We start from the raw sequence: 12,031 nt of genomic DNA on the forward strand, positions 1-12,031 counted from the left end.
CACGGCCTCGGCGCCGAAGTAGCGGGCGGCGCCGCGGACGGGCACGAGGCAGTCGCCGGGCTGGGTCACCTCGGCGACCGCGGCAACCACCGGCTCGAACAGCCGGGCGTCCCGCTCCGGGTCGGCGGCCAGCAGCCGCAGCTCGGGGGCAGCGCCCCTGGGCGTCTCGACGGCGCAGCCCGGGCAGCACGCCGGCGGCGCGGGCGGCCGCGGTCACCGCCACGACCTGGTTCGCCTCGATGACGGCGGCGGGCTCCTCGGGACCGGCTCCCGCGGCCGTCGTCGGCCAGTCCGGGCAGTGCAGGGCAAGCATCCGCACAGGCATCTAGGCCGCCCTCTCGGCAGAGGACGGCCCTGGCGCGACCCGCGTCTCTCCGCCGGCTCGCGACCCGACGCCGGGGTCTCGGGCGGCGGCAGCCAGGCTGGTGACGGGATCCGCGCCGGCGACGGTGAGCCAGCCATCGCGCGGGCGGGCCGCGGCGCCGCGGCCGGATACCCGGACCAGCAGCCGGGCGCCGCGGAGGTGGCCGTGCCCCTGGCCGACGCCGTGGAAGGAACGCTCCCCGGCGGCCAGGCGCAGGTCCGCGCCGTCCCATCCCTCCCCGACCGGGACCAGCACACAGCCCCGCTCCCGGGCACGGGCCGTGAGCCGCCGGGCCGCGCTGGCCGTCCCGGCCGCCGCGCCCCGCGCCGGCGGGCGGACCGCGACCACGTCCAGGGCGTCGATCAGCGCGGCGACGACCACCGGCCAGCGCGGCCCCGGTTCGGGGACCAGCACCAGCCGCTCCAGCGCGATCCCCGCCTCGGCCGCCGCGAGCAGACCGAGCGTGGGGCAGCCGACCACCGCGCACCAGGCCCCGGCCCTGGACGGCTCGGCGAGCACGGTGAGCAGCAGCGCCGCCGATCCCTCGACGGCCACCGTCGCCCCGCGCGGCAGCGCGCGCCGGGGCAGCAGCGCGGCCAGCGCCGCCGGCACCGGCAGCATCCGGTCCGGGTCGGTGAGGTCTGGCGGGTCGGCCCGGCCCTCCGGGCCGCTGGCGATCTCCCGCAGGTCCCGCAGCTCCCGCAGGTCCCGCAGCGCGGCCACCACCGGCTCGGCGAACCCGTGGGCGGGATCGGCCGCCCTGGCGGGCGCCACGGCTATTCCGTCCCGGAACGGGCCGTCCCCGGCACCGTCCCGGTGAGCGCAGGCTGGGATGGCAGGCCGAGGACCTCCTCCACCACGCCGAGGAAGATCTCCACCTGCCGGACGAGGTCGTCGGCCTCGCGGGCGTTCACGACCGACAGCCCGGCCTCCGCCGCCGCCCGCCGCGGCGCGCCCGCGGCGAAGAAGTCCGCCCACTCGCCCAGCTCCGGGGCGACCTGGGCCAGCAGCCGCCAGGCGCTCACCGGCCGGCCGCGCCGGCCCGGCCGCGGCTTCGCCCGGGCCGCCAGCACGGCCGCGGCCACCCGGAGCGCGGCGAGGTGAGCGAGGGCATACCGCTCACCCGCCGGCCGGGCGAACGCCGCCTCGGCCAGCCCGTGCCGGGCCGCGGCCAGCAGGTCGTCCCGGGAACGGCGCGGCATCCCGGCCGCCGGGACCGCCACGCGGCGATCATCGGAGGAAACCTGTCCCACCCCCGAGGCAGACTGCGAGGACAACGGAGGCTGTGGAGGCCGCGGCGGCTGCGGGGGCCGATGGCGGACCGGGTGAAGGGTGGGCTGCTGGCACACGGGCTGCTGACGCATGGCTGGGCGCGGCGCTGGCTGAGCTGGCTGGTACGGAGTCGGCTGGCTGTTCATGTCCCACCCTCCGGTCTGGCGGCGTCCTTGCTGGCGTCGTCAGTGCTGACTGCGGGCTGACTGGCCGGCGCCCCACCCGTGTTCGAACACAAGTTCGAACACAACTGAAGGTAGCCCGGCCGAGAGGAGGCGTCAATGTCACCGGTCATGCCGTGTCGAGCCGTCGCGGCAGCCGGTCCGCACCCGGTTCCGCCGGCGAGTTTCCCTTGCGAGAAAGGCCTTCCCGCCGGTGCGACCGGCCCCCCGCCGCCGCTGGTCACCGTCGACCTGTGGCGGGTACCGACCCGGCGGGTCGGCGCGGCGCTGGTCCGGATGGCGCTGGGCGGGGCACGGCTACGCCGGGTCCCCGGGCTCACCTTCGCCAAGCTGGTCGGCACCGGCGCCCCCGGCGCCTTTGGCCCGCTGGACGCCGAGCCGCGCCGCTGGGGCCTGGTGGCCGTCTGGGACAGCGAGCGAGCGGCCGAGGCGTTCACGACCTGCGCCGTCGCGCGCTCCTGGGCCCACGCCGCCGAGGAGCATCTCCACCTGCGGCTACGGCCCGTCGCCACCAGGGGTCGCTGGTCGGGCCGTGAGCCCTTCGGCCGCCTCGCCCCGGGACGCCGAGCCACCGAGGAGGCGCCTGGCGGCCCGGTGGCGGTCCTCACCCGCGCCCGGCTCGCGCCCAGGCACGCGGTCACCTTCTGGCGGGCCGCTCCCCCGGTCGCCGCGGACCTCGCCGCCCTGGCCGCCGACCCCACCGCCGGACCGTGGCTCGCGATCGGCATCGGAGAGGCCCCGATCGGCCTGCAGGGGACGTTCAGTGTCTGGCCGGACCTCACCGCCGTCCGCGCGTTCGCCTATGGGCGCCCCGCGCACGCCGCCGCCGTCCGCCGCACCCCCGAGGTCGGCTGGTACGCCGAGGAGCTGTTCGCCCGCTTCGCGGTCCTCGACGCCCATGGCACCCTCGACGGGCGCGACCCCCTGCGTCCCGGCGGTGGTCGATGACCCCCGCCGGTCACGCGGACGCCCGTTCCGGGCGGTGGTGGTGGCGACTGGCCGGCGCAGCGCCACCCGGGCCAGAGCCAGAACGCAGACCCCGCCCAGTGCGCCCGCGGCCGCGATGACGAGGCCCGGGGCGATGAAGGTGCCCGCCAGGCCGCCGAGCGCGGCGCCCGCGCCCTGCGCCGCCATCAGCCCGCTGGCCTGCAGGGTGAAGACGCGTCCGCGCGCCGCCGGGCTGGTGGCGGCGACGACCAGCGCGTCGAGCCCCTGGCCGAACGCGATGCCGGTTCCCGCCACCGCCAGCAGGACGGCGGCGACGGGGATGGTCGGCGTCGCGGCGAACGCGATCAGGGGAAGCTGCATCAGCAGGGCGAGCGGCAGGAGGAGAACGCGCCGCGCACGCGGAGGAAACCGCGAGACGACGACCTCACCCAGCACGGCCCCCGCCGCGTTGCTGACGAACAGGACGCCCGCGCTCGACGCGGACGCGCCGGTGCGCACGGTGTAGGCGACGATCAGCGCCTCGGCGACGATGCCGAACGCGGCCGCCGTCCAGCCCAGCAGGACCAGCCAGCGCAGGGGCGAGGTCCCGGCCAGGTAGCGCAGGGCGGCCAGGGAGTCGCCGAGCATCGACCGGGCAGGCTCAGCCCTCTCACCGCCCTCGGCTCCCTCAGCCCTCGCGGCGCCCTCGGCCTTCTCGGCCCCTTCGGCTCCCTCGACGACCGGGCCGGCGTCTCCCCGGCGCCGGCCGCCCCTCTCGCCGGCCGGCGCGGGGGTGGCCGGCGACCGGAGTCTCAGCAGGGCCGCGGACGTGAGGAAGCTGGCCGTGTCCGCCGCCAGCAGCCAGGTCGGCCCCAGGACCCGTAGCGCGATGCTTCCCGCCGCCATGCCGGCGAGCAGCGCGGACTGGCTGATGGTGCGCAGCAACGACCTGCCCGTCGGGAAGGCGTCCGGGCCGAGGAAGATGGCGAGGCTCGCCGCCCGGGCGCCCTGGAAGACCGGCGCGACGGTCCCGATCACCAGCAGCAGGGCGAACAGCCCTGCGATCGGCAGCCCCGGGACGAGCATCGCGCCGACGCAGGCCGCGCTGATCAGGTCGCAGGCCACCAGCACCCGCCGGGCCGGGAAACGGTCCGCCACGGCGGAGAGCGCGGTCCCGCCGACGGCATACGGCAGGAACGAGAAGGTCAGGACCAGCGACGACAGGAACGCCGAGCCGGTGCGCTGGAACACCAGGATGCTCAGCGCGACCTCGGCGGCGACCGTGCCGACCATGGACACCGCGTGCGCCCCGAACACAGCCCGCAGCCCCGGGGAACTCAGCAGCGCCCGATAGCCGGGGGGCAGTCCGGGCATTTCGGTCGCGGCCATGGCGGAATCGTTCCACGCGCAATGTCGCACACCAGCCGAAATCAACTGCGACTGAGTAATCGATTAATGTCTCTCTGTCCTCTTCGTGGTCCGCTCCCCCCGTCGCCGGGCGCGCGACGGCACCGGCGGGTTATCGTCGACCTCCCGACTCCACGCCGAACCCTGGCTCACGGAGGCGCGAAGGACGAGCTTGTCGCGCTTCCTTCGGCCAGGCGCCCAACCCCTGCGAGGCGAGCCTTGGCGAGTGCCGACATCAGGCTGGTGCGCTGGACGCCCGCCCGCATGCGGGCCCGCCTCGACGAAGTGATCGCCGTCTACAAGGCCGCCTTCCTGGACGTCCACGAGGCCGATCCCGTGCGCGCCGCACGCGACCGCATGACCCATGCCCGCCGGCACACCGAGCGGCGCGACCTGCGCGCCGTGGCCGCGCTGACCTCCGACGACGTCCTGGTCGGCATCACCTACGCGATGCCGGGCCAGGTCGGGCAGTGGTGGCACGACGTGGTGGCCTCGGCGCTGTCGCCGGCCGCCGCGGCGTACTGGCTGGAGGACTGCCTGGAGATCGTCGAGCTCCACGTCCTGCCGGACTACCAGGGCCAGGGCATCGGCCGCGAGCTGCTGCGCGAGCTGCTGCGCGACGTGCCGTACCGCACCGCGGCACTCTCGGCGCTGGAGCTCCCGGACAGCCGCGCCCGCCGGCTCTACACCAGCGAGGGATTCGCCCCGCTGCTGTCGAACTTCCGCTTCCCTGGCAGTTACACCCCCTACGCGGTACTCGGCAAGGAGCTGCCGCCGCCGGCCTCCCGGCGCCGGCGCGGCGCTGTGACGGCCCGCTTCGGCCGTCCCGCCCGCGCACTGTAGGCGGGCCGCCCGCGTGGCCCACGGCTTCGGTGCCGCGGGCGGGTCGCCCCTGTCACCACCGGGGCCCCCGCCATCTCGGGGGGTACGGGTTCCGCCGTCGCGGGCCTGGGTGCCTTGGCTCGCGGCCGGGATGGTGGTCGCAGCCCAGATCCCCTACCCGCTGCTGCCGGCGGGCGGGCGCGGGCGGCTCTGGCTGACGGCCGCCCAGATCGTGGCGTTCTTCGTCGCCTCGGCGAGTCACGCGGCCCTGCGTCGCGGCTGGGTCTTCACCGCCGGATACCTGGTTCTCACGATTGGCCTCGGTTTCGCCGCCGAGGTGGTCGGCGTGCGCACCGGCTGGCCGTTCGGCCGCTACTCCTACACCGGCGGACTAGGCCCCGAGATCGTCGGCGTCCCGCTACTCATCCTCCTCGGCTGGGCCATGATGACCTACCCGGCCCTGCTGTTCGCCCGTTGGCTGACACATCGCCAGGGGGACACACCGGGAACGCGCGGCCACGATGCGTTGACCGCGATCGCCGGTGGGGTGCTGCTTGCCGGATGGGACCTCTTTCTCGACCCTCGGATGGTCGCCGAGGGCTTCTGGGGATGGGCGCCCGGCGGCGGGCCGGCCCTCAACGGGATTCCGCTGACCAACGCCGTCGGGTGGCTGTGCGTCGGCACGGTCCTGGTGGCGCTCGTCGACCGGCTCCCTGACCCGACCCGTCGACGGGCGCCGGAGGACGGCCACCGGCTGGCGGGCGACGGCGTCCCGCTGCTGCTGCTCTGCTGGACCTACGGATCCTGGGTGTTCGCCTGCCTGGTCTTCTTCGGCCAGCTCACGGTCGCGCTCGCCGGCGGCGTCGGCATGGCCCTGCCGCTGTTGCCCGTCGCGTTCCTCGCCGCCGCGCGAGCCGTCCGCCGCCTGGCACATCAGCCTGTTCCCCCCAGGCCGGACGAACCGCGTGCCCCGCGGCGCGATCTGACCGACACCTCCACCGGCGCCGGGCCAGCAGGACCGCCGGCGCCGCCCAGGAAGCGCGGATGACAGCCAGGTGGACGGCCGCCAGGTGGACGACCGTCCGGGCCGCCGCACGCGCCGCGACCCGCGACGCCGTGCGCGCCGGGGCCGCGGGGGCGGTACTGGTCACGGCGCACACCGTCGTCAACACGCGGCTGTGGCGACGGCCTCCGCCGGCGCGGGCCGCCGCCGAACGGGTCTCCGTGCTGCTGCCCGCCCGCGACGAGGCGGTCGCGATCGGGCCGTGCCTGGCCGCCGTGCTAGCCGCCACCGGCGTCGACGACCTCGAGGTGATCGTCCACGACGACGCCTCCACGGACGCCACCGCGGATCTCGTCGCCGCCGTCGCGGCCGTCGACCCGCGGGTGGTGCTCCAGCGCGGCCAGGGCCCGCCGGCCGGCTGGCTGGGCAAGACGCACGCCTGCGCCCGGGCGGCCGAGGCGGCGACCGGGAGCGTGCTGGTGTTCGTCGACGCTGACGTCACGCTCGCCCCGGACGGCCTCGCCCGGGCGGTCGCACTGTTGCGCGACGCCGGGCTGGACCTCGTCAGCCCGTACCCACGGCAGGAGGCGGTCGGCGTGGCGGAGCGACTGGTGCAGCCGCTGCTGCAGTGGTCGTTCCTGGCGTTGCTACCGCTGCGAGCGGCCGAGCGCTCGCCCCGCCCGTCGCTGTCGGCCGCGGGCGGGCAGCTGCTCTGCGTCGACGCGGCCGCCTACCGGCGCGCCGGCGGGCACGCGGCGGTGCGCGCCGAGGTGCTGGAGGACATCGCGTTGCTGCGGGCGGTCAAGCGGGCCGGCGGGCGCGGCGTCGTCGCCGACGGGACGCGGCTGGCCGCCACCCGGATGTACACCAGCGCCGCCGAGCTGCGCGACGGCTACGCCAAGTCGCTGTGGGCGGCCGGTGGCGGGCGGGTGATCGCCAGCGCTGGCCAGGTCGGGCTGCTCGGCTGGCTGTTCGTGCTGCCGGCCGTCGCGGCGTTGCGCGGGTCGCGTGCCGGCCTCGCCGGCTACCTCGCCGGGGTCGCCGGCCGGGCGGTCACCGCCCGCGCCACCGGCGGGCGCGCCTGGCCGGACGCCGCCGCGCACCCGTTGTCGATCTGCGCCCTCGGCTGGTTGACCGCGCTGTCCTGGTGGCGTCACCGCCGCGGCACCCTCAGCTGGAAGGGCCGCTTCCTCCCCGGACCCGACGGCCCCTGACCCCACGGCCGGGAGCGGCGCCGCCCACGCGCGAGGTGAGCGAGGCACGGCGAGCGGCGGGCGGCGGCGGTCGCCGAAACCGGCGATCGCCATGATCGAGGTCAGTAGAGTCGGCGGATGGCCAGGATCGTGGTGGTGGGCGCCGGGGTCGGCGGGCTCGCGGCGGCGGCCCGGCTGGCCGCCGCCGGGCACGTCGTCACGGTGTGCGAGCAGTCGTCCCAGATCGGCGGCAAGCTCGGCTGGTACAGCAGGGACGGCTTCTCCTTCGACACCGGCCCGTCGCTGCTGACCATGCCCGAGGTCTTCGAGGAGCTGTTCACCGCGACCGGCGGGCCGCCGCCGGCCGGGCTGGAGTTCCGCAGGCTCGACCCGATCGCCGCCTACCGGTTCGCCGACGGCTCCGGTTTCGCCGCCCGCGCCGGCGACGACGAGTTCCGCGCCGAGCTCGACGATGCCCTGCTCCCCGGCGCGGGCGAGCAGTGGGCCCGTTTCGACGCGCACGCGGCCAGGGTCTGGGAGATCACTCGGGACACGTTCCTCGGCCAGCCGATGTCCGCCGGCCGGCTGGCCCGCCTCGCCGGCCGCCACCCCGCCGGCATCACCGCGGTGGCCGCCGGATGGACCCTGCGGGGCCTGGCCGCCCGCCACCTCACCGACGAGCGGCTGCGGATGTTCGCCGAGCGCTACGCGACCTACACCGGCTCCGACCCGCGCCGCGCCCCCGCCGCGCTCGCCGTGATCGCGCACGTCGAGCGCCGCTACGGCGGCTGGTACCTCCCCGGCGGGCTCTTCCGGCTTGGCGAGGCGATCGCCGAGCGGGCCGCTGAGCGCCGGGCCAGGATCCGGGTCGACGCCCCGGTCGTCACGATCACCAGGGAGCCGGGCGGCCGGGTCGACGGGGTGATGCTCGCGGACGGCGGCCGGCTGCCCGCGGATGTCGTGGTCGCGAACGCGGACGCGGCGACGGTGTTCGGCGGGCTGCTCGCCGGGGCTGGGGGCAGTGGGGCTGGGGGCAGTGGGGTGGGCCGCTGGCTCGCGCCCAGGCCGACGCCGTCGCTGTCCGGCTTCGTCCTGCTGCTCGCCCTCGGCCCGGACACCCGGCCCAGGGGTCCGTCGAGGCCGGGCCACCCGGGCCACCACACGGTGCTGTTCCCCGCCGACTACGACGCCGAGTTCGACGCCGTCTTCCGTGGCCGGCTGCCGACCGACCCGACCGTGTACGTCAGCGCGCCGCCCGACCCGACACTCGCCCCGCCCGGCTGCGAGGCCTGGTTCGTGCTGGTCAACGCCCCGCCGCACGCGGCCCGGCCCGGCCCGGCGCGCGCCGGTGTCGACTGGGACCGGCCGGGGCTCGCCGCCTCCTACGCCGAGCGCGTCCTGGACCTGATGGCGGCCCGCGGCCTCGACGTCCGCCACCGGCTGCGCTGGTACGAGACGATCACGCCCGCCGACCTGGAGCGGCGCACCGGCGCGCCCGGTGGCTCGATCTACGGCACCTCGTCCAACGGCGCCAGGGCGGCCTTCCTACGCCCGTCGAACCGGACCTCGGTGCCCGGGCTGTTCCTCGTCGGCGGTTCCACCCATCCCGGCGGCGGCCTGCCGCTGGTCACCATGTCCGCCCGCATCGTCGCCGACCTGGTCGGCCCCGCCTGAGCCTCCCGCCCGGCCTGGTCAGCCGCCTGGGACGGGCTGGACGGGAAGGCCGGGGACGAGGGGCGTGAGCTGCTCGATGTCGTGGCGAGCCCGGAGGGCGACGATCTCCGCCGGGTTGGGCGGCCCGCCGGCTGTCAGCAGCTCGCCCAGCTCGCGCATGTAGTGCTCGTGCCCGGACGGGGCGACCACGAACAGCATCCGGGCCGGCACCGAGCCGGGGTTCGCGAAGGCGTGCGGGCAGCCCGGCGGGACGTGCATCAGGCTGCCGGGCCCGCCACGGGCGATCTTCCGACCGTCGGTGCCCTCCCAACGCTGCCAGTCCCCGGAGGTCCGGACGAGCGGCTCGAACGCGAGCAGGTCGAGCTCGCCGTCGAGGATGTAGAAGATCTCCTCGGCGGCGCCGTGCCGGTGCGCTCCGACGTCGAAGCCCGGCGGCACGTCGGCCTCGAACACCGACCAGCGCGCCGAGACCTCGGCGCCGATCTTCAACGTCATCCCCGCCGACTGGAGGCGCCGGCCCGCGCCTGGCGGCAGGACAAGCCCATCGGTCATGCCGCCAGACCTCCATCGCGTGGTTCCCAGCCGGTGGCGTCGAGCCAGCCGGCCAGCGTCAGCAGGCCGGGGTGCAGCGCGCGCAGGGCGCCCAGGTCCGGCCGCTGGCTGGCACCGGCGTCGAGCCACGCGAACATCGCGGCGACGTTCTCGTCGAACGCGCGCACGTCGGCCAGCGGGGTCTGCCGGAAGAGCACAGGCTGGCGGGACGCGGCGGCGAACCGCTCGGCGATCTCCAGCCCGGTCAGGATGTCGCCGCCGATGACCGTCGGGCCGGCGGCGAACCGCTCCGGCTCGTCGAGAGCCATCGCCCCCAGCGCGCCGATGTCCCTGATGGAGATCGTGGACAGCCGGGTGGTCGGTCGGACCGCCAGGCTGACGGTGAGCGCGCCGTCGCGCGCCTGCGGCCGGGTGAACGAGGCGAAGTTCTCCATGAAGAACACCGGCCGCAGGATCGTCGTCGCGAGGCCGAGCCGCGCGAGGTGGGCCTCGATCCGGCTCTTGCTGTCGACGTGGGGAACACCGGTGGGGTCGACAGCGTCCGGGTCCGCTCCCGCGATCGAGCTGTAGACGAGGTGCTGGACGCCGACCTCGGCGGCCACCTCGCAGACCGCCTGGCCACGCCGCTGTTCGGCCGCCACGCCCGCGTCGGTCACCCGGGGGCCGGTCATCATGGTCAGCGCGAGGAAGACCGACGGCGTGTCGGTCATCGCCGCGCGCAGCGACGCGCGGTCGTCGAGGTCGCCGGTGACCAGCACCGCGCCGGCGTCCCGCAGCTCGCGCGCCGCCGGCCGGTCCGGGTCGCGGACCAGGGCGTGCACGGTCCGGCCTCGCTCCAGCAGGGCGCGCGCCACGGCGCCGCCTTGCTGGCCTGTCGCGCCGATCACCAGAATTGGTGGGGATCCATCCGTCATGTGCGGAACGGTAGGTCTCTGGGCTGTTCTCAGCCTGGTGCGATTGCCACCAGGCAATGGCGACAAAATGGCATCAGGCGGCGAGGACGTCGGCACAGCCGGCTCGGAGCAGAGTGGCAAAGGGGCCAGACATCTACGGGTGGTCATAGATGACGACCGACGGGCCATCAGCCGATCAGGGGCAGTCACCGGCGGCGGCCCGACGTGCCGAGCTCGCCGTGTTCCTGCGCAGCCAGCGCGCGCGGCTGCGTCCGGCCGATGTCGGCCTGACGTCCGGCCACGGCCGGCGCCGCACCCCCGGCCTGCGCCGCGAGGAGGTCGCCGAGCTGGCAGGCATGTCCCTCACCTGGTACACCTGGCTGGAACAGGGCCGGCCGATCCCGGCGTCGGCCCAGATCGTCGACGCGCTCGGCCGCGCGCTGCGGCTGGATCCCGACCAGCATCGCCACCTGCGGGCGCTGGCCGACCTGCCGATGCCACCCGTGCCGACCCCCGCCGAGACGGCGACACCCCGGCTGCGGCGCCTCGTCGACGCGGCCGCCCCGAACGCCGCTTCCCTCTATGACCGGCACTACGACTTCATCGCGTGGAACGACGCCTACGTCCGGCTGCGGCATGACCCGGGCTCGATGCCACCGCCGCGGCGCAACCTGCTGTGGATGATGTTCACCGATCCCGAGAACCGGCGGCGAATGGCGGGCTGGGAGCCGGCCGCGCGCGCGGTGCTCGGCCAGTTCCGCGCCGCCGCCGGCCGCCAGCCCGACGATCCGCGCTTCGCCGAGCTGGTCTCGGCGCTCACCGACGCCAGCCCCGAGTTCCGGCAGTGGTGGGCGAGCTACCCCGTGCGCGACTTCAGACCGGCGGCCATCGTGATCGACCACCCGATGGCTGGGCGGATCACCCTTGACCTGTTCCAGCTGCGGCCGGTCGAGCATCCGGACCTGCTCCTGGTCCTGCAGGTCCCGGCCGGCGCCGAGGACACCCGCCGCGCCCAGGCCGTTCTCGCGCCACCGGCCGCCCGGCGGTCCGACGGCGACGGCGACGGCGACGGACCAGCCTCTGACATGTCGGCATAACGATCTCTGGGCGACCGCGTGGGCGCCGTATGGTCAGCTGCCAGTGCCGAACGCCCGCCGGTCTCACATCGGCGGGTGGCCCACCGTGAGAGGACTTTCACGGGCCCGAGACCCGTAACGGTGCGTGCCGTAACCGAGTCGCAGTGCACTGGGCGTCGGCAGGGGCCACGCGACGGCGCGTGGCCCGACGAACGCCCACCCCAGAGCAGGAGATCATGAGCCCTGAGGAGATCCGGCTGGTCCAGGAGACGTTCGGCGCCGTCGCGCCGGCGTCCGACGCGGTCGCCGCGCTGTTCTACACCCGGCTGTTCGAGCTCGACCCCGCCCTGCGCGCGATGTTCCCGGCCGACCTGGCCGAGCAGCGCGGCAAGCTCATGAACATGCTGGCCGTGGCCGTTAACGGCCTGTCCCGGCTCGACTCGATCGTGCCGGCGGTGCGGTCGCTCGGCGTGCGGCACGCCGGCTACGGCGTCAGCGACGCGCACTACGACACGGTCGCCGCCGCGCTGCTGGCCACCCTCGCCGAGGGTCTCGGGGACGCCTTCACCCCGCCCGTGCGGGACGCCTGGACGAGCGCCTACACGCTGCTCGCCGACACGATGAAGAGCGCGGCCCACGAGGCGGCGGCCGCGTAGCGAGGGCCGG

At 75.9% G+C, this 12,031-nt stretch carries 11 protein-coding genes; 6 read left to right on the forward strand and 5 right to left on the reverse strand.

The genetic code is table 11. The annotated features are described in order from the left end of the window. Nucleotides 1-325 precede the first annotated feature (325 nt). The 3 genes from FRCN3DRAFT_RS46535 to FRCN3DRAFT_RS57490 all read right to left on the reverse strand — a co-directional run bounded on the left by FRCN3DRAFT_RS46535 (nt 326) and on the right by FRCN3DRAFT_RS57490 (nt 4,134). Entirely contained in the window at nt 326-1,138 is an 813-nt protein-coding gene (locus FRCN3DRAFT_RS46535) for a hypothetical protein (RefSeq protein ID WP_007519067.1), read from the reverse strand. Between the two features lie 2 nt (nt 1,139-1,140). Beyond that, nucleotides 1,141-1,587, reverse strand: coding sequence for an SAV_6107 family HEPN domain-containing protein (locus FRCN3DRAFT_RS0227165; RefSeq protein ID WP_027140981.1), 447 nt, complete (start codon nt 1,585-1,587; stop codon nt 1,141-1,143). Between the two features lie 726 nt (nt 1,588-2,313). Continuing rightward, nucleotides 2,314-4,134, reverse strand: a complete 1,821-nt coding sequence (locus FRCN3DRAFT_RS57490) for an MFS transporter (RefSeq protein ID WP_007519072.1) — start codon at nt 4,132-4,134, stop codon at nt 2,314-2,316. A 237-nt stretch (nt 4,135-4,371) separates the two neighbouring features. Between FRCN3DRAFT_RS57490 and FRCN3DRAFT_RS0227175 the strand changes: the two genes are divergently transcribed. The 4 genes from FRCN3DRAFT_RS0227175 (at nt 4,372) to FRCN3DRAFT_RS0227190 (ending at nt 8,844) form a co-directional block, all read left to right on the forward strand. Next, nucleotides 4,372-4,995 (forward strand): GNAT family N-acetyltransferase, encoded by a 624-nt coding sequence (locus tag FRCN3DRAFT_RS0227175; RefSeq protein ID WP_007519074.1) that lies wholly within the window; start codon nt 4,372-4,374, stop codon nt 4,993-4,995. Nucleotides 4,996-5,125: 130 nt separating this feature from the next. After that, a complete protein-coding gene (locus tag FRCN3DRAFT_RS46545; protein ID WP_063630177.1) occupies nt 5,126-6,022 on the forward strand; it encodes a carotenoid biosynthesis protein in 897 nt (298 codons plus the stop codon). Continuing rightward, nucleotides 6,019-7,191, forward strand: coding sequence for a glycosyltransferase family 2 protein (locus FRCN3DRAFT_RS0227185; RefSeq protein ID WP_007519077.1), 1,173 nt, complete (start codon nt 6,019-6,021; stop codon nt 7,189-7,191). The genes FRCN3DRAFT_RS46545 and FRCN3DRAFT_RS0227185 overlap by 4 nt, the downstream gene beginning before the upstream one ends. A 117-nt stretch (nt 7,192-7,308) precedes the next feature. Further along, nucleotides 7,309-8,844 carry a phytoene desaturase family protein gene (locus tag FRCN3DRAFT_RS0227190; RefSeq protein WP_027140982.1) on the forward strand — a complete coding sequence of 512 codons (1,536 nt, stop codon included), beginning with the start codon at nt 7,309-7,311 and terminating at the stop codon, nt 8,842-8,844. Between the two features lie 18 nt (nt 8,845-8,862). Here FRCN3DRAFT_RS0227190 and FRCN3DRAFT_RS0227195 read toward each other — a convergent pair whose 3' ends face one another. Both FRCN3DRAFT_RS0227195 and FRCN3DRAFT_RS0227200 read right to left on the reverse strand, forming a co-directional pair. Then, nucleotides 8,863-9,396 (reverse strand): cupin domain-containing protein, encoded by a 534-nt coding sequence (locus tag FRCN3DRAFT_RS0227195; RefSeq protein WP_007519080.1) that lies wholly within the window; start codon nt 9,394-9,396, stop codon nt 8,863-8,865. Next, nucleotides 9,393-10,310, reverse strand: coding sequence for an NmrA/HSCARG family protein (locus tag FRCN3DRAFT_RS0227200; RefSeq protein ID WP_035925261.1), 918 nt, complete (start codon nt 10,308-10,310; stop codon nt 9,393-9,395). Before FRCN3DRAFT_RS0227200 ends, FRCN3DRAFT_RS0227195 begins: the two co-directional genes overlap by 4 nt. 149 nt (nt 10,311-10,459) lie before the next feature. Here FRCN3DRAFT_RS0227200 and FRCN3DRAFT_RS46550 point away from each other — a divergent pair, with 149 nt between their 5' ends. Continuing rightward, on the forward strand, nt 10,460-11,386 hold the full coding sequence (locus tag FRCN3DRAFT_RS46550; protein WP_007519084.1) for a helix-turn-helix transcriptional regulator: 927 nt from the start codon (nt 10,460-10,462) through the stop codon (nt 11,384-11,386). 215 nt (nt 11,387-11,601) lie between these two features. Beyond that, nucleotides 11,602-12,021: a globin family protein gene (locus FRCN3DRAFT_RS0227210; RefSeq protein WP_007519086.1), complete on the forward strand. Its 420-nt coding sequence runs from the start codon at nt 11,602-11,604 to the stop codon at nt 12,019-12,021. Nucleotides 12,022-12,031 lie beyond the last annotated feature (10 nt).

This window comes from Pseudofrankia saprophytica, from assembly GCF_000235425.2.
GTDB lineage: Bacteria > Actinomycetota > Actinomycetes > Frankiales > Frankiaceae > Pseudofrankia > Pseudofrankia saprophytica.